A 23,785-nucleotide genomic window follows, 5' to 3' on the forward strand; every position below is an offset into this window, starting at 1 on the left:
TGTCCAGTTTTGGTCCTGTTAAAAAAAATAATTAACGATGGAATATTGGTGTAAATTGATTTTTTTAATTGTTAGCTTACTTCTTTATAGCGTAAATACTGAAAGGTTAATGCGTTTCAAATTTTGAAATGGTATTCATAATCATATTTGTTGCGCCTTTATTCATTTGTACAAAAGTGCTGCAAATATGCCCTTTTTCCTGTCTTTCCACCTCATTTAGAATTAAGTTTGTAAAAGCAGCATCCAGCTCCCTTTTATTGGAAACAGAAGTACAGCCTTCCAGATTCACTAAAGCAGTTGCTTCGGCAAAATGAGAATAGTTTGGCCCTATCACTATTGGAACACCAAAAGTCGCAGGTTCAAGGATGTTATGTACTCCAGGATTTCCAAAACCGCCTCCAACATAGGCAATATCTGCATAACTGTAGATTTTGGTCAGGATACCAATGGTGTTAATGATCAGAACATCATATTCGGCAAGAGCTGCATTTTCCTTTTCAGAAAAAAGTATCGTTTTTCTAGTAATGCTGTTTTTCAGCTGTTGAATCTGTTCTTCTTTTATATTATGAGGCGCAATTATAAATTTGACATTATAATTGTTGGAGTTAATAAAATCAACTATTAAATGTTCGTCTTTTGGCCAAGAACTGCCAATAACGATTGTTAAAGTATCGTTTTTAAAATTGGCGATAAAATCCAAAGCATTGTTTTTTTCTAAAATAGCAGCAACCCTGTCAAAACGCGTATCTCCAGAAACGGCTACATTGGTTTTGCCTAATTGGAGTAATAATTTTTTAGAGTTTTCATTTTGTACAAAAAAATAAGTGAAAGCATCTAAAGCTTTTCTGTAAAATCCTCCGTACCATTTGAAGAACATCTGATTTTCTCTTAAAATTCCGGATATTAAATAAGTAGGCGTATTTTGATTCTTAAGCTCGCTTAAATAATTCAGCCAATATTCATATTTGATAAAAAACACTAAATCGGGATGAACGAGTTTCAAAAACTCCTGTGCATTTTTTTTTGTGTCTAAAGGCAAATAAACCGTGACATCAGCAGCGGTATTATTTTTACGAACTTCGTAACCCGAAGGGGAGAAAAATGTAACCACGATTTTGTGTAAAGGAAATTTTTCTTTGATTTTTTCAATTACAGGCAAGCCTTGCTCGTATTCGCCTAATGAGGCAGCGTGAAACCAAATCGTTTTATCAAAAGGTTTTATTTTTTGTTCCAAAGTAGGAAAAACAACTTTCCGGCCTTCAACAAAAAGTTTGATTTTTGGACTGTAAAAGGCTATGATTTTTAATAAAAAACCTGCAATTCGAACAATTAGATTATAAAGAAAAAGCATCATTGAAATTTTGTGGCTAAAATACGTTTTCTTTATATTAATTTCTTCCGAAAGAAATATTTAAATTTTGGTTGTCAGGAACCCACTTTTTTATTTCATCGGAATAATATCTTTTTTAATGTGGGTTTCATTGGTTTAAACTCATTAAATAACTATTTTTGTTCTTCGTTTTAAGAAAGTGTTTGTTGTTTCCAGAAACGGTAATCTTTCGAACTTTAAACAAAAAATTTCAATGAAAAAAATCCAAATGGTTGACTTAAAAAGTCAATATGATAAAATTGCAGCCGTTGTAAACGCATCTATTCAGGAAGTTTTAGACACAAATACTTATATCAACGGACCTCAAGTTCATCAATTCCAAAAATCTTTAGAAGAATATCTGGATGTAAAACATGTAATTCCATGTGCCAATGGAACCGATGCCTTACAAATTGCGATGATGGGATTGGATTTAAAGCCTGGCGATGAGGTAATTACTGCCGATTTTACTTTTGCAGCAACCGTTGAAGTGATTGCTTTACTGCAATTGACGCCGGTTTTGGTTGATGTGGATATGCATAATATGAATATTTCTATCGAAGGAATTAAAAAAGCAATTACGCCAAAAACCAGAGCGATTGTTCCGGTGCATTTGTTTGGTCGTACCGCCAATATGGAAGCAATTATGGCTATTGCCGCAGCACACAATCTATACGTTATCGAAGATAATGCACAAGCCACTGGTGGTAATTGTAAATTTTCGAATGGGACCAAAAAGAAAGCTGGAACTATTGGGCACGTAGGGGCAACTTCGTTTTTTCCTTCAAAAAATCTTGGATGCTATGGAGATGGCGGTGCTATTTTTACGAATGATGATGCTTTGGCGCACAAACTTCGCGGAATTGTAAATCACGGAATGTACGAACGCTACCACCATGATGTTGTAGGAGTGAACTCTCGTTTAGACAGTATTCAGGCAGCAGTTTTGAATGTTAAGTTGCCTTTATTGGATCAATATAACAATGCTCGTCGGAGTGCTGCTGTAAAATATAACGCCGCATTTTTGGGTCATTCGAATATAATTGTTCCTTTTTTTGATGAAAATGAAGACGATTATGTTTTTCATCAATATACATTACGAATCATTGATGCAGATAGAAATGGGTTGATGCAACATTTACTTGATAAAGGTATTCCATGTGCAATTTATTATCCAATTCCTTTGCATTCGCAAAAAGCATACGTAGACGCTCGTTACAAAGAAGAAGATTTTCCGGTAACGAATCAGTTGGTAAAAGAAGTAATTTCGTTGCCAATGCACACGGAACTTGATGATGAGCAAATAAAATTCATTACGGAAAGCGTTTTAGAGTTTTTAAAATAATGTAGAGACGCGATTTATCGCGTCTTTTTTATAAAATGAGATGTGATAAATCGCGTCTGTACAAAAAAATAAAATGAAAATACTAGTAACAGGAGGTTTAGGTTTTATTGGTTCTCATACCGTTGTTGAATTGCAAAATGAAGGTTTTGAGGTGATAGTTGTAGATGATTTGTCAAATACATCATTGAATGTATTAGATGGAATCCAAAATATTACTGGAAAAGTTACTGCTTTCGAAAAGCTAGATTTGCGCGACAAAGATAAAGTACAGGATTTTTTCAAAAGACATCACGATATTTCAGGTGTGATACACTTTGCGGCTTCAAAAGCAGTTGGTGAAAGTGTAGGGAATCCATTGTTGTATTATGAAAATAATATTAATACGTTAGTTTACTTACTTCAAGAATTGCAACAAAAACCAGAAGCCAGTTTTATTTTTAGCTCATCTTGTACCGTTTATGGTCAAGCTGAAAAAATGCCAATTACTGAAGATGCTTCGATTCAAACTGCCATGTCTCCTTATGGAAATACAAAACAAATTGGGGAGGAAATTATCACTGATACTGCCAAAGTAACCAATATTAATGCGATTTTATTGCGTTATTTTAACCCGATTGGATCTCATCCCTCGGCTGAAATTGGTGAATTACCTATTGGAGTGCCGCAAAATTTAGTGCCATTTATTACTCAAACTGGGATGGGTTTGAGAAATGAACTATCAGTTTATGGGGATGATTACCCAACTCTGGACGGAACTTGTATTCGAGATTATATTCATGTAGTTGATTTGGCAAAAGCCCACGTTATTGCCTTACAACGATTATTAAATAAAAAAAATACAGCTAAAGTAGAGACTTTCAATCTGGGAACCGGAACTGGTAGTTCCGTTTTAGAAGTCATTTATGCGTTCGAAAAAGTAAGCGGTAAAAAATTACCTTACAAAATAGTTGCCCGTAGAGAAGGTGATGTTGTAGAGGCTTATGCCAATACTGATAAAGCGAATAATGTTTTAGGCTGGAAAGCACAATCCACTTTAGAAGAAGCTATGACAAGTGCCTGGAAGTGGGAACAGAAAATCAGGAAATAAAAAAAAGCTGTCAACGACAGCCTTTTTTTTGGATTATTTTTTTGCTGCTTCTTTTAGTTTTTCCGCGGCTTGATTCATTTTATCAGCCCCTTTTTCAAGAACTTCCCCTGCTTTAACCTTAGTAGAATCAGCTGCAGCATCAACTTTTACAGCTGCCGTATCTATCGCTTCCTCCATTTCATTTCCAATAGCTTCAGTAGCCTCTTTTACTTCATCTTTTGTTTCTTTTTTACAAGAAGTTATTAAAGTTGCAACAAATGCTAATCCTAAAAGTGCTTTTTTCATTTTTTTCATTTTAAAAAATTAATAATTGAGTGAACTTATCCTATAAAGATAAAAAAAATCCTCACAAACTTTCATTTATGAGGATTCTATTTGTAAACGATTTTATGACTGAACACTGCGATGCGACTGAACACTAATTACGCGTTAGCAGTAGCCGCTTCTTTATCAATTTTTCCAATCAATCCGGCTAATACTTTTCCTGGGCCCACTTCAGTAAACAAAGTCGCGCCATCGGCAATCATTTGTTGTACAGATTGTGTCCATTTTACGGGAGCAGTTAATTGGATGATTAAGTTTTTCTTTATTTCGGCAGGATCTGAAACCGCAGTTGCCGTTACGTTTTGATACACCGGACAGATAGGAGTCGAGAAAGTCGTTGCTTCAATAGCAGCAGCCAGTTCTTCTCTTGCCGGTTCCATCATTGGAGAGTGAAAAGCACCGCCAACAGGCAGCAATAAAGCGCGTTTTGCACCCGCCGTTTTCATCGCTTCGCAGGCTTTTTCCACTGCTGATGTTTCTCCAGAAATCACTAATTGCCCCGGACAGTTGTAATTGGCAGCCACTACAATTCCGTCAATCGAAGCGCAAACTTCTTCCACAATATTGTCAGCTAATCCTAAAACTGCTGCCATAGTCGAAGGTTTTATTTCGCAGGCTTTTTGCATGGCCAAAGCACGTTGTGAAACCAATCGCAATCCGTCTTCAAAAGACAAAGCGCCATTCGCAACCAATGCTGAAAATTCACCTAATGAATGTCCTGCTACCATTTCTGGTTTGAAATCTTTACCTAAAGTTTTTGCCAAAATCACCGAATGCAAGAAAACTGCCGGTTGGGTTACTTTGGTTTCTTTCAATTCTTCGGCTGTACCTTCAAACATGATGTCAGTGATGCGGAAACCTAAAATTTCATTGGCTTTCTCGAATAATTCCTTTGCTAATGGAGAGTTTTCATATAAGTCTTTGCCCATTCCTGTAAATTGTGCGCCCTGACCCGGAAATACGTATGCTTTCATCTGTAGTTTTTTTATTGTTTTTTATTTGTCAGATGGAATGCCAAAAGGCATTTCATATATTTTTGTTTAAAGTTTAAAGTTCTGCAATGTTGCGGAAAAAATTAAATTAAGCTACAAAAATACTACTTTTTTAGGATTTATAGGGATGACTTTTAGGAGCAGGTGTTTTTATGTTTTTTCATCATGAGTCGTCCCGCTATCGCCTTTATCTCTTCGCTACGCTACGAGGATATCGGCTCTATCGGGGCTATTTTAGAACTTTTGGCTTCCTATTTACTTTCTGATTTTTCGGGAAGTAGTTTAAATGAAGTCACTTTGAATCGATCGTTCTCTACTTTTCCTGCCACTTCGGCTTTTCTTACAGCTGAGCAAAAACCATCATCAGCATGCGCATCACCATGAGAATCAATAGAAGTGCCATCTACAAAATAGGCTTTTCCATCTATTCGAACGGCTAATTCACAGCCGTGTCCTTCCATTCCAAACTGGCATTGACCGCAAGAAGCTTCTACAATTTGTGATTTTGGTAGTTCTTTTTTATCTTGTGCGCTAACTAAAGCTGTAGAAAATAAAAAGATTAGAATTGCTAACTGTTTCATAGTTTATGAATTTACACTAGCTAAGATAACAGTTTTTTATATTTTAAGTGTTACTATTTAGCTTGAATAATTTTTAAACATATAAATCCATAATAATCTGGAAAAACGAATATTAAAAGAAGCCATTGTAATAATAACAACAGCAATAATAGGAATGATTCTTAAATCGAAAGTTTCCTTAAAAAAAAATTGGGCAATAACATAGGTGGCAATTCCTTGAGCTACTGTCAGGCCATAATTAACATACATAGCACCAAAGAAATAGCCAGGTTCCTTTTCGAATTTAAATTGACAATGCGAACAATAGGGATTCATTTTAGGGAATCCAATATTGAAAAAAATGTTTTTTTCTTTAAATACCTTGCCTTCAAGACAATGAGGGCAATCATTATTTAGGATGTGAGCAATAGCGTATGACATTTTTATTATTTTTATCAAAGGTATTTCTTATCCACGTCAAGGATGTTTTCTATATTCGCTAATTATAGCACAATAAAGACATTGGGTAATCATGAAAAAATATCCTATTTATAACATTCAGCGGTTTAACTGTAATTCTGTGAATAGTGATTTGTACATTAATACATTCAAAAATCACTTAATCGACCATAGTTTTGTTGAGGAACCGCATCGGCATAATTCGTATGTTTTGGTTTTTTTTACCAAAGGTTCGGGAACACATGAAATCGATTTTGATGTGTTTTCGATTCAGCGGGGAAGTATGTTTTTTTTGCAGCCCGGACAAATGCACCATTGGGATTTATCGGATGATGTGGAAGGGTTTGTGATTTTTTATTCACAGGAAATGTATAATCTCTATTTTGGACAAAAAATAATTGGCGACTATCCTTTTTATTCTTCGGTGAATAATACCCCTGAAATGGTGTTTGATGCAGTCGAGTCCAAAGCAATTTTGCCTTATTTTGATAATATAATTTCGGAAACCCAGGGAAACCAAATGCTGAAGCAAGATAAGATCATGAATCTGCTAGATAGTATACATATTGAAATTGCCAGAAAATATAGTGAAACTCTTCTCCATGAAGCGCATTCATATAATGTGAAAATTAAAAATTTTGAAGTGCTTTTGGAAAAGAATTTTAAGACAGAAAGAACGCCTTCTTTCTATGCATCACAACTCCACATTACATTAAAACATTTGAATAGGATATGCAACGAAATCCTGAAAAAGACCACTACCGAAGTAATTACGGATAGAATTATTCTCGAAGCAAAACGAATGTTGATGGATAAAAAAATGACTGTCAACGAAATTGCAACGGAATTAGGGTTCGATGACTATTCCTATTTTACACGATTATTTAAAAAACATACTGCAATGACACCGACTGCTTTCCGTATTTTTAAAAGGTGAGGTTTACTACGTGTTGAGTGTGACCTAAATTGAGTAAAAAAAGTTAGCCACGAATTCTCGCTAATTTCTTTAAAATTATAATGAATTAATTCGTGGCGAAAAAACACAATGCGCACAATTCGTGGTAGAGTCAAAGGTAACTACGAATTCACAGTAACTAAACTGGCGGCTTTTTTTGCTCTTTCTACAATTTCTTCAATCGATGTTTCTAAAGTGTCATTGACTAAAGCTACTCCCATTCTTCTATACGATCTTGAAGTTGGTTTGCCAAAGATTCTGAAATCAGTTTTAGGTAAAGAAGCAATTTTTTCGATGCCCGTGTAAGTTGGATTTGTTGAATTTTCCGAAGCCAAAATCACGGCACTGGCTCCAGCTTTTTCTAATGTGATTTCGAAGATAGGCAGACTAAGAATAGCTCGTAAATGCAATTCGAATTCATTGAAATTTTGTGTTCCAGCCAAAGTTACCATTCCGGTATCATGAGGCCTTGGCGATAATTCCGAGAAATAAACACCGTCATCAGCAAGGAAAAATTCGACACCGAAAAGACCTGCTCCGCCCAAAGCTTCTGTCACTTTTTCGGCCATATCTTGCGCTTCGTATAAAGCTGCATCGGAAATTCTGGCGGGTTGCCAGCTTTCCTGATAATCGCCACGTTCTTGTCTATGACCAATTGGAGCACAAAATAAAGTAGGATTATTATTTTGAACTACGGTCAATAAAGTGATCTCCGAATTGAATTTTACAAAGGCTTCAACAATCACTTCTACAACATCTCCACGGGAACCTTCAACGGCATAATTCCAGGCTTTTTCGATATCGGATTCCGTTTTTATAGTCGATTGTCCTTTTCCAGAAGAAGACATTAATGGTTTTACCACGCAGGGCATTCCAACAGCTTCTACACCTTTTTGTAATTCATCGGCAGTTGTGGCGTAGCGATAATTAGCCGTTTTTAAACCTAATTCTTTGGATGCCAAGTCGCGGATCGCTTTTCTGTTCATGGTGAAGTTTGCCGCTTTTGCCGAAGGAACAACAGTAATACCCTGCTTTTCGTAATCATAAAAACGTTCCGTACGAATAGCTTCTATTTCAGGGACAATAAAATCAGGTTGATGTTTGGCAACAATTCGATCTAAGGCTTCGCCGTCGAGCATATTGATAACTTCAAAATCATGAGCCACTTGCATAGCAGGAGCATTTTCGTAACTGTCAACTGCGATTACGATTTGTCCGATGCGTTGTGCTGCGATTACAAATTCTTTTCCTAATTCGCCTGAGCCGAGAAGTAGTATTTTCATGAAAAAAGTTTAATGTTTGAAGTTTAATGTTTAAAGTTGCGTAAGGTTATGAATGCAATTTATAACTAAAGCAAAAATACTGTTTTTTTGAAAGTATTTCTTTTTGAATTCTATTATATTTTTACTTTTAGGATTCTTCATAATCCTATTTTTATATGTAAATAATAGAATGTAATCACGTATTTATATATAAAAAATAGATTATAATTTCATATTTATATTTTTTTTTTATATTTGTATTAATGTATAGGAGTGAATTATGTTAGAAATAGCCAGAAAATTAAAGGATAATTTACTTGAAAAATGGAATTCAGGCAAAGTTTTGATTGTTATCGGTCCAAGACAAGTTGGTAAAACTACCTTGATAAAATCACTCTGCGAAGCGGAGGGTAATTATCTTTTTATCAATGGGGATGATCCGGAAGACAGGCTGCTTTTAGAAAATGCAGGCGAAAATAAACTACGAAGTATTATTGGAAACTACAAAACGATATTTTTTGATGAGGCACAGCGAATAAGAAATATTGGTATGGTGCTCAAAATTATTAATGATCAAATTAAAGGAATTCGTTTGGTAGTAAGTGGATCTTCTGCTTTGGATATTACCAATGAAATTAATGAACCACTAACGGGTAGAAAATGGGAGTTTAATTTATTTCCTTTTTCATGGCATGAATTGCAAAATCATTTTGGATATATGCAAAATGCTAAAAATCTTCCTCGTTATATGATTTATGGTATGTATCCTGAAGTGATTACTAATTTTAATGATGCCGAAAGTGTTGTGAAACAAATCGCAGGAAGTTATCTCTACAAGGATTTGTTACAATATCAAGGAATTCGTAAACCCGAAGTTTTGGATAAATTGTTGCTTGCGTTGGCTTTGCAATTGGGGTCGGAAGTGAATTATAACGAGCTTTCCAGAACGGTTGGCGTTGATAGAGCTACTGTAGAACAGTATATTTCATTATTAGAAAAGGCTTTTGTTGTTTTTAGATTACAACCTTTGAGTAGAAATGTACGCAATGAAATGAATACTTCTAGAAAGATTTATTTTTATGATAACGGAATTAGAAACGCTATTATTGGAAATTTTAAATCTTTAGAATTTAGACAAGATATAGGCGCTTTATGGGAAAATTTTATTATTTCAGAAAGAATAAAATTTTTGAATTACAATAATTGGTATGGTCGTTTTTATTTTTGGAGGACGTATCAACAACAAGAAATAGATTGGATAGAAGAAATAGATGGTGCTTTTTCAGCATTTGAATTCAAATGGAATACTAAAAAATCAAATAAAGCTTTTCCGAAAACATTTATTGATAATTATGCAATAAATAAAACTTTGGTGGTTACGCCAGAGAATATAGATGATTTTTTGGTTTAATGATTAGTGGTTGTCAGGCATTTTTTGCGTGAGGGATAGAAGAGGAAAGCCCACAGCAAGACGGAATGAAATGGAGTTTTGCGAGGACTTGCAACGAATAGCCCGACCCGCTTTTTCAGCGGGTCACGCCCATAAAAAAATAGTTTAAAATTTAAAGCGGTAAAACTTTAAACCTTAAACTATTTTGAAACTTTAAACAAATTTTATATTATGCTGGAACTTCGGTTAATGATACCGCTTCTTTTATTCTGCGTAACGCTTCTTTCAATAAATCTTCGCTTGTCGCATAAGAAAAACGAATACAGTCCGGGTTTCCAAATGCATCACCTGTTACGGTTGCCACATTAGCTTCGCCCAAAAGATACATAGAGAAATCATTGGCATCTTTGATGAAAGTTCCTTTCAATGTTTTTCCGAAGAAAGAAGAAACGTCTGGGAATACGTAAAAAGCACCTTCTGGAACGTTGATTTTTATTCCTGGAATGTTTTTCAATAATCCAACCACTAAATCTCTACGGCTATGAAAAGCTTGAACCATGTGTTTTAAAACGCTTGGATCAGCATCTACAGCAGTAATGGTAGCACGTTGTGCAATACTGTTGGCACCGCTTGTTACTTGACCTTGTATTTTTGTACACGCTTTAGCAATGAATTCAGGAGCTCCAATATATCCAATTCTCCATCCTGTCATGGCGAAAGCTTTTGCTACTCCATTTACGGTAATCGTTCTTTCTAACATTCCTGGGATTGAAGCGATGCTACAAAAAGTTCCTGAGAAATTGATGTGCTCGTAGATTTCATCGGCAACAACATAAACGTTTGGATATTTCTCCAACACTTTTGCTAATGCAGTTAATTCTTCTCTGTTGTACACAGATCCACTTGGATTACAAGGAGAGCTGAACCACATCATTTTTGTTTTTGGTGTGATGGCTGCTTCTAATTGTTCTGGTGTGATTTTGAAATCAGTATCTACAGAAGTTGGTACTTCTACAGGAACTCCACCTGATAATTTTACGATTTCGAAATAGGAAACCCAATACGGTGCGGGTAAAATTACTTCGTCACCATCGTTTAACATTACTTGAGCAATGTTGTATAAAGATTGTTTTGCTCCTGTTGAAACTACAATTTGAGATGGTTTGTACTCTAAATTATTGTCTCTTTTGAATTTTCTACAGATTGCTTCTTTTAAATCAGCATATCCTTCTACTGGAGAATACGTACTGTAGTTTTCGTCAATCGCTTTTTTGGCAGCTTCTTTAATGAAGTCTGGGGTATTGAAATCAGGTTCGCCTAAACTTAAGCTGATGATATCTTTTCCTTGTGCTTTTAATTCTCTGGCCAAAGCGGCCATTGCTAGTGTTTGTGATGTAGCTAGATTGTTAATTCTGTCTGAAAGTGGATTCATTTTTAGTTAATTGTAATTAGTTTTTTAGTTTTTTATTGTGACGCACCAAAGCTCTAGTGTGATTATATAAGTTCCGGTTTCATTCCTAATTCTTTCAAATGCTTAAAGTGAGCGATAACGGCACTTCGCATCGTTTTATATTCGTAATAAGGCAAGTTACATTCTTGAGCAGTTTCTTTTACGATTTTTGCAATTTTACCGTAATGTACATGACTAATGTTTGGAAAAATATGGTGTTCTATTTGGTGATTTAATCCTCCAGTGTACCAATTTACGATGCTGTTTTTTGGAGCAAAATTGGTTGTGGTGAATAATTGGTGAATCGCCCAAGTATTGTCCATTTCTCCTAATTCATTTGGAGAAGGATTAGTGGTTTCTTCAACTACGTGTGCCAATTGAAAAACAACACTTAGTATTAATCCTGCAGTATAATGCATTACAAAAAAGCCAATAAGTACTTTCCACCATGTAATTCCTATAAAAATAGGTAATACAATCCAAATGGAAACATAAATTACTTTTGTAATGATTAAAGTAGTCCAAAGTATTTTTGGGCTTTTGGCTTCACCATAGGATAATTTTCTTTTTAGGTAACTTCTCATTTGTTTAAAATCAGTTGTTATAGCCCAATTGAAAGTTAGTAATCCATATAAGAAAACAGAATAATATTGTTGAAAACGGTGAAAATTATACCATTTAGCTTCTTTTGTAAAACGGATGACGCGTCCGGCATCTAAATCTTCATCATGACCGGGAATGTTAGTATAGGTGTGGTGTAAAACATTGTGTTGTACTTGCCAGTTATATACATTTCCTGCAAGAACATAAATAGTTCCACCCATGAATTTATTTACCCAATTTTTATTAGAATAAGAGCCGTGGTTTCCATCATGCATCACATTCATTCCCACTCCAGCCATACCTATTCCCATGACAATAGTCAATAATACATGGGCCCAAAATGGCATATCCAGGGTTAGTATCAAAAAATAGGGCGCAAGAAAAACGGTAAACAGAATTATGGTTTTCAAATAAAGTTTCCAATTTCCTGTTTTTTGGATGTTATTTTCCTTGAAGTAATTGTTTACCCGCGAGTTAAGCGTTCTGAAAAATTTCAGATTGTCTTGCTTTGCAAATGTAGGAGCGGTCTTGTTCATATAATTTTATAATAATCCCCAAAGATAATTATTATAAATTTTCAATATGCAAAATTGAGTTAAATATTTACAATCTAAAAATAGTACTTTTGTTAAAAAATTAGAGCATGGACGAGATTCTTAAGTATTTTCCTTATTTAACCGATATTCAAAAAGAGCAATTTGAAAAATTGGATTTTCTATACCACGATTGGAACGAAAAAATCAATGTCATTTCGAGAAAAGATATTGATGCTTTATACACCAAACATATTTTGCATTCGTTGGGAATTGCGAAAATTATAAAATTTGAACCGGGAGCTTATGTTTTGGATGTTGGAACTGGTGGTGGATTTCCTGGAATTCCATTGGCGATTCTTTTTCCGGAAACCCGTTTTTTTCTAATAGATATTATTGCCAAAAAAATCAAAGTGGTTCAGGCTGTGGCCGAAGCATTAGAACTGAAAAACGTAAAAGCAGAACAACTTCGCGCCGAGAATGTAAAAGGCGATTTTGATTTTATTGTGAGTCGTGCTGTCACTAATATGCCGGATTTTGTTTCTTGGGTGAAAACCAAAATCAAGAAAAATAACAAACACGAATTGAAAAATGGAATTCTCTATCTAAAAGGTGGCGATTTAACCGAAGAGTTAAAAGATTTTCCAAAAGCCACAGAATACAATTTAGCCGATTTCTTTGAAGATGAATTCTTCGAAACGAAGAAAGTAGTGCATGTGCCGTTGAAGTTTACAAGTTAAGAGTTTACTCATAAAGTTGTCATTTCGACGAAGGAGAAATCTCCTATAATCAATAGTATAGTCTAGAGATTGCTTCGTTCCTCGCAATGACAATATTGCACAAAAAAACAAACCCCACAAGGATTCAAAATTATTTTGAATCCTTGTGGGGTTTTTAAATATTTAGATAAGATTGCGTCGTTCCTCGCAATGACTTTATTCTCCTAAAAACGCGTATCTGTAATCTTCTGGAGTGATAAATGTCTCTTTAATCGTTCTTGGTGAAGCCCAACGCAATAAGTTCAATGCTGAGCCCGCTTTGTCATTCGTTCCTGATGCTCTTGCGCCACCAAAAGGTTGCATTCCTACAACTGCTCCAGTTGGTTTGTCATTGATGTAGAAGTTACCGGCGGCATTTTGCAATTTGGTAGTCGCTTGTTCAATAGCATAACGGTCTTGACTGAAAACAGCACCTGTTAAAGCATATTCTGAAGTCGTGTCAACCAATTCTAAAGTTTCTTCCCATTTTGCATCTTCGTAAACGAAAATCGTCATAACAGGTCCGAATAATTCGGTTTCCATTGTAGTGTAATGTGGGTTTGTTGTTACTATTATTGTTGGTTCAATAAAATAACCAACAGATTTATCATAATTTCCACCAACGATAATTTCGGCATCTGCATCTTTTTTGGCTTGGTCAATAAAACTAACCAATTTATCGAATGAACCTTCGTGAATAACAGCGGTGATAAAGTTACTAAAATCTTCTGGCGAACCCATTTTCATTGATTTGGTATCTGCGATTAATTTTTCTTTAATCGCTGGCCACAAACTTCTAGGAACATAAGCTCTAGAGGCTGCAGAACATTTTTGTCCTTGGAATTCGAAAGCCCCACGAACAATTCCTGTTGCAACTTGTTTGGCTTTCGCACTTGGATGAGCAATAATAAAATCTTTCCCACCAGTTTCACCTACAATTCTTGGGTAAGTTTTATAATGGTGAATGTTTGTTCCAATTTTTGCCCAAATGTCTTTGAATACATGAGTTGAACCTGTAAAGTGAATTCCTGCGAAATCACGACTGGCCAAAACGGTATCAGTAATCATCAAAGCGTCTCCAAAAACTACGTTGATAACGCCATCAGGAACACCTGCTTCTTTGAAAACATCGATAATGATTTTTGCAGAGAAAATTTGGCTGTCACTTGGTTTCCAAATAACAACATTACCCATCATAGCAGCACTTGCAGGAAGATTTCCAGCAATGGCAGTGAAGTTAAAAGGAGTGATGGCATACACAAAGCCTTCTAGTGGTCTGTATTCTAATCGGTTCCACATATCTGAATTCGATTTTGGCTGATCACCATAAATTTGAGTCATGAATTCTACGTTGAAACGTAAAAAATCAATCAATTCACAGGAAGCATCAATTTCGGCTTGATGAATATTTTTAGACTGCGCAATCATTGTTGCGGCATTTATTCTTGCTCTGTAAGGACCTGCAATTAGTTCGGCAGCTTTTAGGAATATAGCTGCTCTTTGTTCCCACGCCATGTTAGCCCATTCGGTTTTTGCTTCCAGTGCATTGGCAATGGCTTTTTCTATATGCAATTTTTCGGCAAGATGGTATGTTCCTACTATATGTTTATGATCGTGTGGAGCTGTCATGTTTTTGGTATTGCCAGTTCTAATTTCTTCGCTTCCAATGTATAATGGAACGTCAATTTTAGATTGCCACATTTGGCGGTATGCTTCTAGTACTTTTGCTTTTTCTGGCGAATTGGGAGCATACGATTTTACAGGTTCGTTTACCGCTTTTGGTACATGAAAAAATCCTTTTAACATATTTGTAAAATTATAAAATTAGAAATCCTTGTAGTGTGTTTTTAAATAATGCACAAAAGTACGAAGGATTGTTTGAAAAATAGACATTTTTTGCTGTAAACTAAAAGTGATGCGTTTAGATTGTAGAGTTTTAGCCCGGATAGAAATAGAAAGCTTTTTGTAGTTTCGTTGTATTTTTTCTTCTGAAATAAGTGCGACTTTAGAAGTTCCTTATTTTACTTAGAAAAAAATAAATGAGGCAATGAAAACTTGAAATGAATTGCTTCGCCTATTCGCACTTTCAGGCTCGGGTGCTGTGAGCTACTAAAAAAATGAATTTATATCTTAATTCAAGGCAAATGGAGCGCAAAGTCTAAAAGTAGGCACGATCACTTTGAAGTTTTTTGTGGAAGTAAAATTGATCATGTTAAAATAGCCTTTCATGGCGCCGTAAGGAGACGACAATAAGCAACCAGAGCTGTAAGTATGAAATTCGCCTGGTTTTAGAACTGGTTTTTTGCCAATTATTCCTTCGCCATCTACGATTTCAAGATCATTTAGTGAGTCAAAAATTTCCCAATGACGAGAGGTTAATTGTACGGAATCTTTACTGTGGTTTTCGATTGTAATTTCATAACTAAAGGCAAAGTGAATCTTATAGTTTTTGAAGTAGGTGCCTTCAAAACTAGTCAATACCGTTATCTTTATGCCTCTTGTTATTTGAGAAACCATACTAAATATGTGAATAGGTGCTTAATACCGACAAATTTACAAAAAATTGATTTTGTATAGTCGTTTTTCGAAAAGTTTTTTTAGTTGATGATATTTAATGAATTTGCTGTTCCTTTTCCTATGGCTCTATCATATCGATCGGTATTTTCTCGGTAATAGACCATTATGGAGTAATCATTTTCTGTTTGATAAAAATTCCCGTCAATTGCATTTTCATGATCGATAATACCTTTGCTGTCAGCAACTGTATATTGAAAATTAGTAAATCCTTGCTTTATTAAAATTGCTTTTTCATAAATACTCTTCTTTTCATTATAATCCATTTTATATTCTGGAGTTAAATTATAATTATTGAACATGCCGGTGATATAAATGTCTTTATTCATTCTAAAAGTTGGAGCCGAAAGACTAAAATATGCCCAGGCATAATCAGCTTCGATTTCACTGTCGGTCGCATTTATGTTCTTAACAACAAAATTTCCGTTTACGTCTTGTGTTACGGAATACGGATAATTTGTTCGGGCATTATTAGTATATAAATAAGAACTATAGATCTCATTATTAGAATCTACACGGGCTACATTATTATTAGCAGCTCTAATGTCTTTGTTTTCAAAATACAAAAACTCGTTTCCTGCCCAAAATTGGGTTTGAGTATCATATTTATAAATTAAATCATTTCCAATCGTGTATTGAGGGGTAATGTTTGTAATTGCGTCATTGAATTGTCCATTTTGGAATAAAACTACTTTTACATTTTTAATAGGATTTTGAAAAGTAATGGTACTTGATTTAATGGTAAATTCTAAGTTGTGTTTAGAATCTAAATTGCTGACAGTTCTCGCTCTTTTTACTTGGATAGGAACGGTGACAACATCTTCATAAAGAACGAATTTTCTGGAAAAAACAATTTCTTTGTCGTTGTTTAAAATTTTCAGCATGTAATTACCGCTGATTAATAATTGTGTAAACTGATTTGGAATAGCCAGTCTATAATGGGAATAGATTTGTAACGTGTTGAAAGAATTAGTGTAATCTGAAATTCTTTGGTTGTCAAAACCTCTTAAATATTCACTTTTAGGGATGTCTGTTGGATTCCAATTATAGTTGCAATGTGTTATTTCGTAGTAATAATCTGCTTCATTGCCAAATAGATCATCAAATTGCAACTGAAATCCTTCTCCTAATTTAAAAATCGGAATTACATTTTGTTCACTTTGTACAAAAGAAATCGTCTTAATATTGTAGGGCGGAGCAACCTCTTTTTCTACTTGTGCAGTAGCCGAAGTGATTATAAAAAGCAGAACTGTTTTTTGAAAAAGAGCTTTAAGCATATATCTTGAATTGCTGAAATGTAAATATAACAAATTAAGCAATACTATTATTATGCCAATTATAGGGTAGTCCTATTTTGATTTGTCCAAATCTATTTAAAACAAACAGGGATAATTTCGCCTTTGGCCAAGCAATATTTTTCTACTAATTCCGGTGCTATTTTATTAGTATAATCTTCTTCAACGACTTTGAAACCGATACTTCTTAATTTATCAAAATAATCGCGGCCATAAATACGAACGTGATCGTATTGCCCGAAGATTTTAGCGCGTTCTTTCTGGTCAGTAATGGTATCATCTGCAAAAGTAGTGGCTCTGGATAAATCTTGTGGAATTTGTAAAATCGCCATTCCGCCTGGTTTTAAAACTCGATATAATTCCTGCATCGCTTTCGTATCATCCGGAATATGTTCCAAAACGTGATTGCAAAGAATAACATCATATTGATTGTCTTCGAAGGGTAAATCACAAATATCCGCTTTTACATCTGCCAAAGGCGAAAATAAATCGGTTGTGGTATACTCTAAATTTTTCTGATTTCGAAACAATTTATAAAAGGCTTGTTCAGGTGCAAAATGCAACACTTTTAGTGCTGAATTCGTTTCAGCATCTCTTAATTTTATTCTTTTGGTATTTGTAACCGAAGAATCTGAAACGAGTTCAGATTGAAAAAAATCAGTTTCTTCATTCAAATACAACCACAACAAACGGTGTCTTTCCAATGAAAGTGTGCTTGGTGAAAGCACATTATTTCTTTGCGTTCCATAACCGTAAGGCAGGAACATTTTGAAACTTTTCCCATCAATAGGATCAGTAAATGTATTTCCTTTTAATGCCAATGCAAGAATTGGACGGACCACATAACTTAAGCGAATAAGTAATGGACGTGGTATGGTGTTGAGTATAAGTTTGAAAAGTTTTTTCACGGAATTGAATTGGATTAAAAAAAGTTAAACACGAATTTCACGAATTTACACGAATTATTGCTGTGTTAAAAAAATTGCACGAACTTTAAATGGTCCTAAAGTTGAGTATAAGTTTGAAACTTTTTTCATGGGATTAAAATATATTTGGATATGAATTGTATTAAAAAAAATAAACACTCCCGATAGCTCTATCGGGATTCACGAATTTACACGAATTTATATAATGTAAAATAGGATTTTCACGAATCTTAGATTATTGTTAAAGGATTATTCTTCGGTATTTAAGGCTGTCTTCTCCAAAATTCACTAATAATCCAAGTTTGTTCTGCGAAGCTGCTAAATAGTTTAATGTTTGTTTTATTTCGCCATTAGAAAGACTTTCAATTGCTTTTATCTCTAAAATAATTTTATTGAAAACTACAAAATCAGCAAAATAATAACTGGATAATATGATGTCTTTATATTCTATATGATATTTTGATTCTCGATTGTAAGGAATTTCATTTTTCTTGAATTCATATTCTAATGCATCGCCGTAAACTTTTTCACTATGACCTTTTCCTAGAATTTTATGAACTTCCATGCAAAGCCCGATGATTTGATAAGATTCTTCTTTTAGATAAATTTCATTCGTTTTTTATAGTGTTAACGAAATTTTTAACACAGTAATAATTCGTGTAAATTCGTGTAAATTCGTGAAATTCGTGTTAAACTTTTAAATCAGTTTTAGATTTTTAAAGGCTCTCTTCTAAACTCGTCTTCTTCATTACTCACAATTCCTAACGCTTTGTATATATATCCAAAAGTCGATAAAATCTCAGGTTTTCCATCAATAATAGCAACATCATGCTCAAAATGGGCACTTGGTTTTCCATCGGCAGTAAGGATTGTCCAACCGTCTTTTAATTGTTTGATGTTTCTGGTTCCCAAATTAATCATAGGTTCAATGGCCACAACCATTCCTTCAACAAAAAGTTTTCCTCTTCCTTTTTTACCATAATTAGGCATTTCAGGATCTTCGTGCATTTTTTGTCCTACTCCGTGTCCGACTAATTCACGAACGACACCATAACCATGTGCTTCAGTGTATCTTTGAATAGCATTTCCCACATCTTCCACACGATTTCCTAATTTTAATTCTCGGATTCCTACGTATAAAGACTCTTTGGTTATTTGCAATAATTTTTTAGTTTCGGGAGTTACTTCACCAATTTCAAAAGAATAAGCGTGATCACCATGGTATCCATTTTTATAAGCGCCACAATCTACAGAGATTACATCGCCACTTTTTAAAGGAGTATTATTTGGAATTCCATGAACGACTTGTGCGTTTGGACTCATACAAAGTGAATTTGGAAAACCATACAAACCAAGAAAACTTGGTTCGGCTCCATGATCACGAATAAATTCCTCTGCTAATTTATCTAAATATAAAGTGGTGACACCTTCTTTTATTTCAGAAGCAATCATTCCTAATGTTTTTGATACGATCAATGCGCTTTCTCGCATTAATTCTATTTCTTCACGTGATTTTACAATAATCATAATTTCGAATTTTCAGTTTGCAAAAGTACAATTTTATGAGAACTTTTGATGTCAAATTTTTGATAATAAAAAAGCTGTTCCGATTAGAACAGCTTTTTTGAATTATATTTAAATCGGATTTAAAATATTTTGATTCAAATTACTTCTAAGTTTTACAGCAAAGAATGACACGTCATAACTGCCGGTTTTTCAATGCCCATCAATTGTAAAATAGTTGGAGCAATATCACCCAAAACTCCATCATGAATAACCCTTAAGTCTTTATCCACTAAAATAATTGGAACTGGATTTGTTGTGTGTGCTGTATTAGGGCTTCCATCAGGATTTATCATAGTTTCGCAGTTTCCGTGATCTGCAATTACAATGGTAGTGTAATTATGAGCTAATGCGGCTGTAATTACTTTTTCAACACATTTATCAACAGCTTCACAAGCTTTTATCGCAGCACTCATAATTCCAGTATGACCTACCATGTCGCCATTGGCAAAATTTAGACATACAAAATCCACTTCTTCTTTTTCAAGTTCAGGAACTAAAGCATCAGTAAGTTCAAATGCGCTCATTTCTGGTTGCAAATCATAAGTGGCTACTTTTGGAGAATTTTTCAAGATGCGACTTTCGCCAGCAAAAGGTAATTCTCTTCCACCGGAAAAGAAGAAAGTCACGTGTGGATATTTCTCCGTTTCGGCAATACGAATTTGTTTTTTATGTGCTTTTTCTAAAACTTCGCCAAGGGTTTCGGTAATGTTGTCTTTGTTGTAAACAACTTTTACGTTTTTATACGTTTCGTCATAATTGGTGAGGGTTACATAATACAAATTCAATTTGTGCATGTTCTCCTCATGGAAATCTTGTTGCGAAAGCGCTTCAGTCAATTCTCTACCTCTATCTGTTCTGAAATTGAAGAAAATAACTACATCATCTTCCTCAATAGTCGCAAGGGGTTTGTCGTTATCATCAACCACAACCATTGGATGAATAAATTCATCGGTTACGTTAACTTCATAACTTTCTACTATCGATGCAACTGGATTTTTAGTGCGGGTACCGGTTCCGTTTACTAATAAATCGTAAGCTAGTTTTACTCTTTCCCAACGTTTATCACGATCCATTGCGTAATAACGTCCAATTACAGAAGCTAGTTGCACGGTAGTATTTGCGATATAATCTTCTAGATCCTGAATGTAATTTTTACCTGATTTTGGATCAACGTCACGACCATCAGTGAAGGCGTGAATGAAAACTTTTTGCAATCCGTATTGTTGTGTTGCATCAATTAAACCACGTAAATGAGAAGTATGCGAGTGAACACCACCATCAGAAACTAAACCTAAGAAGTGTACTTTTTTATTATTTTCCTTGGCATAAGTAAAAGCATCAACCAATACTTGTTCTTTTGCCAAAGTATTATGTGCTACGGCAAGATTTATCTTGGCTAAATCCTGATATACTATTCGTCCAGCGCCAAGATTCATGTGTCCTACTTCACTATTTCCCATTTGTCCTTCTGGCAAACCTACATTTAAACCATCGGTTCTAAGTTGAGCACTTGGGTAATTTTTATAAAGGCTATTTATAAATGGTATATTGGCATTATCAATTGCAGACACCTTAGGGTCAGGAGATTTTCCCCAACCGTCCAAAATCATAAGAATTACTTTTTTGTTCATTGTAATATATTTTGAGCAAAGATAAAGCATTTCTAAAAATGTTCGAAGAAATCCAAATCACTATTATTCATTCGTAACATAACAATAACAAATAATGATAATTTTGTTGCAGAAACCGTAGTTTTTTAAAATTAATGCAACTTAGAATTTATTTTTTACGGCGTTATAGTCTATAAAATAACGAATACTTATAGAAAAAACATGTTTTAGTTGATCGTTGGTTAGTAAAGTAGTAACTTTTTTTCCAAAGTCTTTATCGATTTCTCTTTGAAAATTGGCGGCGTTGTTTCTATATAAAATAGAAATTTCACTTCCTGGGGCAAACCACCAAGAATAAGATATATCACCATTCCAAGAGAAAAAACTTGAGTTTCTATTTTCAGTATAATTCATATAATCCGTTAGTCTTCCGTTTTGTTCTAATGATAAAAAATTCTTGTTTTCGGCAAAAGACCAATAATGGCGCAAGGAAAGATTAAAAGTCATTTTACTGTTGATAGAGTATTTTCCGGAAAGAGAGTTGGAGTACGTAAGAACATTTCGATTGGCAAAAATGATAGTGTTTGGTGTTGTAGCATTTAAATCGTCATCTATACTATCTATATATCCTTTATTGTTGTTTTGCCTGAAAAAATGAAAGTTGTAATTCAATGAAAATTTATCATTGAAACGGTATCTTGGGCCTATATCGAAACCATATGAATTTCTTCCAGGTTCACTCAAAACAGCAAATGATGGATTGATATCAATCGCAAATTTATTATTGTAATTAGAAGAAAACATAAACCAACCTCCCATTCGTTTTGGAAAAATTAAATACCTGTTTTCTGTCCTAGGTTCATAATAATCATGGGATTCGATTGGATTGGCATTTATTCCTAATCCAAAATAATGGTTTTGTTTATTGTTTGAATTAATATTAAAGTTGATATTATTGCCTTGAATTTTTCCTGTTTCTTTTTGAAACTGGGTGTACATATTGATATTAGTATTGAACGAATTGAAATATTTGGTCGGATTTAATATTCTATAATTTGCATTTCCATAAATTGCATAATAGTTGGTTTCAAAATTAATTCCTAAATCATTGTTGTCGAAATCTTTTGATAGTATTTCTGTTCCTATACTATATCTGTATTTTCCAGAAGTTTCACCGAAGTTTAACGATGTCGCAGTTCCTTTTTTGTCTTCAATATCGTTTATGTAACTGTATTTGAAATTTCCAGAAAGATTATAGGTGTTTTTCTTCGTATTTAAGTCCCAAACTAATGCTGAAACATTTCCATCACGAAAACTTCCGTTTCGGGTAACATTCGTATTGATAAATGAAATAGAAGAATTTTTGCGAAAGCGTTGATCCAAAACCAAAACATTATAATTTGCCAATGGTTCCACTAATTCTCTTCTTATTTCTTTAGTGTCATTGTTCTGTATTGATGCATACGTTTTTTCAGTAACAGCATTTAGTATTCCTATTCCCAAACCATCTTTTGTTCTACCGGATACTTTTAAAGCATTGATAAGATTAACACTTGAAGGATTGTCAATAATTTCTTCATTACTTGCAGTTGTCGGGTAATTTGAAGGCCTACCGCCAATTCTTCTTGAATAGAGTAAATTCCCTTTGCTGAATAAATCGGTCCCTTCGGTGAAAAAAGATCTATTTTCATTAAATTGTTGCTCAAAAGGACCTAAATTTAAAATCTGATCATCGTATTTTGTTTGTCCAAAATCGGGAATAAGAATAGCGTCAAGTGTAAAAGCATCGTTTATGCCATATTTTATATCCAGACCACCTTTGATTGTTCCGTACGTTTTTTGCTGTGAATTTGCATTTACATAAAAAGAAGAATAGGGTAAAAGAAAAAGTCGGGTAGGAGTTTTTATATTTTCAATTCCTTCCAAAACTCCAGTTTGTTGTGTGAAAGTTCCAATTTTTGAATCAATAAAGTTCCAGCTGTATTTATGTTTATCACGCTTTATTTCTCTAAAGAAATTAAGGCCCCATGTCTGTTTGTTTTCGCCTGAGAATCTCAAAGCAGCATATGGAATTCGCATTTCAACAACCCAACCAAAATTGGTAATAGTAGCTTTGCTTTTCCAAACAGCATCCCATGAATAATCTTCTCCATTGGTGTCTGTTCCTATGCAGTCAGCTTGTCCATCTGATGCAGAAACAATAAAACGAAAATCTTGTTGTCCATCATTAAAACCATTTACAAAAACTCCAAAAATGTCTGAAGCACCAAAATTATCTCTTTGGACTATTTCTCTCAGGATTTTCTTAGGCTCATCATCATACATTGCTGCAGCAATATAGATGGCATCATTGTCATATAAAACTTTTACTTCGGTTTTTTTATTTTCTGGAATAAGTTTACCGTTGTCTGGCTGAAACATGATGAAATCCTTCGCTACTGGAACAGATTTCCATATGTTTTCATCCAGTTTTCCATCTATGATTATATTGTCTAAAATGAATTTAGTTTGTAATACTTTTTTTTGGCTGTAGCCAAAGAATGAAAACATGAGGACACTTATGAAAAGTATTTTTCTCATAATTTTTTTGATTGATGGGATGACTGATAAAAAGGAAGTTCCAAAAAATATAATTTTAATAATAGACTATGCTTTTAACAAATTGTTACAGTTTTTAGAAGAAAAATAATAATTACATTATTAAGCCTAATTCATAGATTTGAAAAA

General features: G+C 34.2%; 21 protein-coding genes. 5 read left to right on the forward strand and 16 right to left on the reverse strand.

The genetic code is table 11. The features are described 5' to 3' along the window. Positions 1–106: 106 nt before the first annotated feature. On the reverse strand, positions 107–1,351 hold the full coding sequence (locus ACNO7W_RS03280; protein WP_417937051.1) for a 3-deoxy-D-manno-octulosonic acid transferase: 1,245 nt from the start codon (positions 1,349–1,351) through the stop codon (positions 107–109). A 232-nt stretch (positions 1,352–1,583) separates the two neighbouring features. Here ACNO7W_RS03280 and ACNO7W_RS03285 point away from each other — a divergent pair, with 232 nt between their 5' ends. Both ACNO7W_RS03285 and galE read left to right on the forward strand, forming a co-directional pair. Further along, a complete protein-coding gene (locus ACNO7W_RS03285; RefSeq protein ID WP_417937008.1) occupies positions 1,584–2,714 on the forward strand; it encodes a DegT/DnrJ/EryC1/StrS family aminotransferase in 1,131 nt (376 codons plus the stop codon). A 73-nt stretch (positions 2,715–2,787) separates the two neighbouring features. After that, entirely contained in the window at positions 2,788–3,801 is a 1,014-nt protein-coding gene (gene galE, locus ACNO7W_RS03290; protein WP_417937009.1) for a UDP-glucose 4-epimerase GalE, read from the forward strand. A gap of 33 nt (positions 3,802–3,834) precedes the next feature. Here the strand turns inward: galE and ACNO7W_RS03295 are convergent, their stop codons facing one another. The 4 genes from ACNO7W_RS03295 to ACNO7W_RS03310 form a co-directional block, all read right to left on the reverse strand. Then, a complete protein-coding gene (locus tag ACNO7W_RS03295; protein ID WP_143386050.1) occupies positions 3,835–4,086 on the reverse strand; it encodes a hypothetical protein in 252 nt (83 codons plus the stop codon). A 137-nt stretch (positions 4,087–4,223) separates the two neighbouring features. Further along, a complete protein-coding gene (gene fabD, locus ACNO7W_RS03300; RefSeq protein ID WP_143386051.1) occupies positions 4,224–5,099 on the reverse strand; it encodes an ACP S-malonyltransferase in 876 nt (291 codons plus the stop codon). Between the two features lie 269 nt (positions 5,100–5,368). Continuing rightward, positions 5,369–5,698 carry a DUF6370 family protein gene (locus ACNO7W_RS03305; RefSeq protein WP_417937010.1) on the reverse strand — a complete coding sequence of 110 codons (330 nt, stop codon included), beginning with the start codon at positions 5,696–5,698 and terminating at the stop codon, positions 5,369–5,371. Positions 5,699–5,755: 57 nt separating this feature from the next. Then, positions 5,756–6,118: a DUF983 domain-containing protein gene (locus ACNO7W_RS03310; RefSeq protein ID WP_417937011.1), complete on the reverse strand. Its 363-nt coding sequence runs from the start codon at positions 6,116–6,118 to the stop codon at positions 5,756–5,758. Between the two features lie 91 nt (positions 6,119–6,209). Between ACNO7W_RS03310 and ACNO7W_RS03315 the strand changes: the two genes are divergently transcribed. Then, on the forward strand, positions 6,210–7,073 hold the full coding sequence (locus tag ACNO7W_RS03315; protein WP_143386054.1) for a helix-turn-helix domain-containing protein: 864 nt from the start codon (positions 6,210–6,212) through the stop codon (positions 7,071–7,073). Positions 7,074–7,213: 140 nt separating this feature from the next. On the opposite strand, the gene purT is transcribed toward ACNO7W_RS03315, so the two are convergent. Continuing rightward, positions 7,214–8,374, reverse strand: a complete 1,161-nt coding sequence (gene purT, locus ACNO7W_RS03320) for a formate-dependent phosphoribosylglycinamide formyltransferase (RefSeq protein ID WP_417937012.1) — start codon at positions 8,372–8,374, stop codon at positions 7,214–7,216. A 259-nt stretch (positions 8,375–8,633) separates the two neighbouring features. Here purT and ACNO7W_RS03325 point away from each other — a divergent pair, with 259 nt between their 5' ends. After that, positions 8,634–9,764: an ATP-binding protein gene (locus ACNO7W_RS03325; RefSeq protein WP_143386056.1), complete on the forward strand. Its 1,131-nt coding sequence runs from the start codon at positions 8,634–8,636 to the stop codon at positions 9,762–9,764. Positions 9,765–9,972: 208 nt separating this feature from the next. On the opposite strand, the gene ACNO7W_RS03330 is transcribed toward ACNO7W_RS03325, so the two are convergent. Continuing rightward, entirely contained in the window at positions 9,973–11,175 is a 1,203-nt protein-coding gene (locus tag ACNO7W_RS03330; protein WP_417937013.1) for a pyridoxal phosphate-dependent aminotransferase, read from the reverse strand. 62 nt (positions 11,176–11,237) lie between these two features. After that, a complete protein-coding gene (locus ACNO7W_RS03335) occupies positions 11,238–12,332 on the reverse strand; it encodes a fatty acid desaturase family protein (protein ID WP_143386058.1) in 1,095 nt (364 codons plus the stop codon). A 107-nt stretch (positions 12,333–12,439) separates the two neighbouring features. Here ACNO7W_RS03335 and rsmG point away from each other — a divergent pair, with 107 nt between their 5' ends. Beyond that, complete coding sequence (gene rsmG, locus ACNO7W_RS03340) at positions 12,440–13,069, forward strand: 16S rRNA (guanine(527)-N(7))-methyltransferase RsmG (protein WP_417937014.1); 630 nt, start codon at positions 12,440–12,442, stop codon at positions 13,067–13,069. Between the two features lie 195 nt (positions 13,070–13,264). Here rsmG and pruA read toward each other — a convergent pair whose 3' ends face one another. The 8 genes from pruA to ACNO7W_RS03380 all read right to left on the reverse strand — a co-directional run bounded on the left by pruA (position 13,265) and on the right by ACNO7W_RS03380 (position 23,638). After that, positions 13,265–14,893: an L-glutamate gamma-semialdehyde dehydrogenase gene (gene pruA / locus ACNO7W_RS03345; protein ID WP_417937015.1), complete on the reverse strand. Its 1,629-nt coding sequence runs from the start codon at positions 14,891–14,893 to the stop codon at positions 13,265–13,267. Between the two features lie 324 nt (positions 14,894–15,217). Then, positions 15,218–15,604, reverse strand: a complete 387-nt coding sequence (gene apaG, locus ACNO7W_RS03350) for a Co2+/Mg2+ efflux protein ApaG (protein WP_417937016.1) — start codon at positions 15,602–15,604, stop codon at positions 15,218–15,220. Between the two features lie 80 nt (positions 15,605–15,684). Further along, entirely contained in the window at positions 15,685–16,938 is a 1,254-nt protein-coding gene (locus ACNO7W_RS03355; RefSeq protein ID WP_417937017.1) for a DUF5103 domain-containing protein, read from the reverse strand. A 92-nt stretch (positions 16,939–17,030) separates the two neighbouring features. After that, a complete protein-coding gene (locus ACNO7W_RS03360; protein WP_417937018.1) occupies positions 17,031–17,864 on the reverse strand; it encodes a class I SAM-dependent methyltransferase in 834 nt (277 codons plus the stop codon). 259 nt (positions 17,865–18,123) lie between these two features. Further along, positions 18,124–18,489 carry a GxxExxY protein gene (locus ACNO7W_RS03365; RefSeq protein WP_417937052.1) on the reverse strand — a complete coding sequence of 122 codons (366 nt, stop codon included), beginning with the start codon at positions 18,487–18,489 and terminating at the stop codon, positions 18,124–18,126. 101 nt (positions 18,490–18,590) lie between these two features. Further along, on the reverse strand, positions 18,591–19,409 hold the full coding sequence (map, locus tag ACNO7W_RS03370; protein ID WP_417937019.1) for a type I methionyl aminopeptidase: 819 nt from the start codon (positions 19,407–19,409) through the stop codon (positions 18,591–18,593). Between the two features lie 152 nt (positions 19,410–19,561). Next, positions 19,562–21,079: a 2,3-bisphosphoglycerate-independent phosphoglycerate mutase gene (gene gpmI / locus ACNO7W_RS03375; protein WP_417937020.1), complete on the reverse strand. Its 1,518-nt coding sequence runs from the start codon at positions 21,077–21,079 to the stop codon at positions 19,562–19,564. Positions 21,080–21,220: 141 nt separating this feature from the next. After that, entirely contained in the window at positions 21,221–23,638 is a 2,418-nt protein-coding gene (locus tag ACNO7W_RS03380; protein WP_417937021.1) for a DUF5916 domain-containing protein, read from the reverse strand. Positions 23,639–23,785 lie beyond the last annotated feature (147 nt).

Origin of the sequence: Flavobacterium sp. ZB4R12, from assembly GCF_048276375.1 — a bacterium.
Classification (GTDB): Bacteria; Bacteroidota; Bacteroidia; order Flavobacteriales; family Flavobacteriaceae; genus Flavobacterium; species Flavobacterium gawalongense.

Coding starts and splice junctions, on each gene's coding strand:
- ACNO7W_RS03280 (WP_417937051.1), bottom strand. CDS start 1,351: ATGCTTTTTCTTTATAATCTAATTGTTCGAATTGCAGGTTTTTTATTA.
- ACNO7W_RS03285 (WP_417937008.1), top strand. CDS start 1,584: ATGAAAAAAATCCAAATGGTTGACTTAAAAAGTCAATATGATAAAATT.
- galE (WP_417937009.1), top strand. CDS start 2,788: ATGAAAATACTAGTAACAGGAGGTTTAGGTTTTATTGGTTCTCATACC.
- ACNO7W_RS03295 (WP_143386050.1), bottom strand. CDS start 4,086: ATGAAAAAAGCACTTTTAGGATTAGCATTTGTTGCAACTTTAATAACT.
- fabD (WP_143386051.1), bottom strand. CDS start 5,099: ATGAAAGCATACGTATTTCCGGGTCAGGGCGCACAATTTACAGGAATG.
- ACNO7W_RS03305 (WP_417937010.1), bottom strand. CDS start 5,698: ATGAAACAGTTAGCAATTCTAATCTTTTTATTTTCTACAGCTTTAGTT.
- ACNO7W_RS03310 (WP_417937011.1), bottom strand. CDS start 6,118: ATGTCATACGCTATTGCTCACATCCTAAATAATGATTGCCCTCATTGT.
- ACNO7W_RS03315 (WP_143386054.1), top strand. CDS start 6,210: ATGAAAAAATATCCTATTTATAACATTCAGCGGTTTAACTGTAATTCT.
- purT (WP_417937012.1), bottom strand. CDS start 8,374: ATGAAAATACTACTTCTCGGCTCAGGCGAATTAGGAAAAGAATTTGTA.
- ACNO7W_RS03325 (WP_143386056.1), top strand. CDS start 8,634: ATGTTAGAAATAGCCAGAAAATTAAAGGATAATTTACTTGAAAAATGG.
- ACNO7W_RS03330 (WP_417937013.1), bottom strand. CDS start 11,175: ATGAATCCACTTTCAGACAGAATTAACAATCTAGCTACATCACAAACA.
- ACNO7W_RS03335 (WP_143386058.1), bottom strand. CDS start 12,332: ATGAACAAGACCGCTCCTACATTTGCAAAGCAAGACAATCTGAAATTT.
- rsmG (WP_417937014.1), top strand. CDS start 12,440: ATGGACGAGATTCTTAAGTATTTTCCTTATTTAACCGATATTCAAAAA.
- pruA (WP_417937015.1), bottom strand. CDS start 14,893: ATGTTAAAAGGATTTTTTCATGTACCAAAAGCGGTAAACGAACCTGTA.
- apaG (WP_417937016.1), bottom strand. CDS start 15,604: ATGGTTTCTCAAATAACAAGAGGCATAAAGATAACGGTATTGACTAGT.
- ACNO7W_RS03355 (WP_417937017.1), bottom strand. CDS start 16,938: ATGCTTAAAGCTCTTTTTCAAAAAACAGTTCTGCTTTTTATAATCACT.
- map (WP_417937019.1), bottom strand. CDS start 19,409: ATGATTATTGTAAAATCACGTGAAGAAATAGAATTAATGCGAGAAAGC.
- gpmI (WP_417937020.1), bottom strand. CDS start 21,079: ATGAACAAAAAAGTAATTCTTATGATTTTGGACGGTTGGGGAAAATCT.
- ACNO7W_RS03380 (WP_417937021.1), bottom strand. CDS start 23,638: ATGAGAAAAATACTTTTCATAAGTGTCCTCATGTTTTCATTCTTTGGC.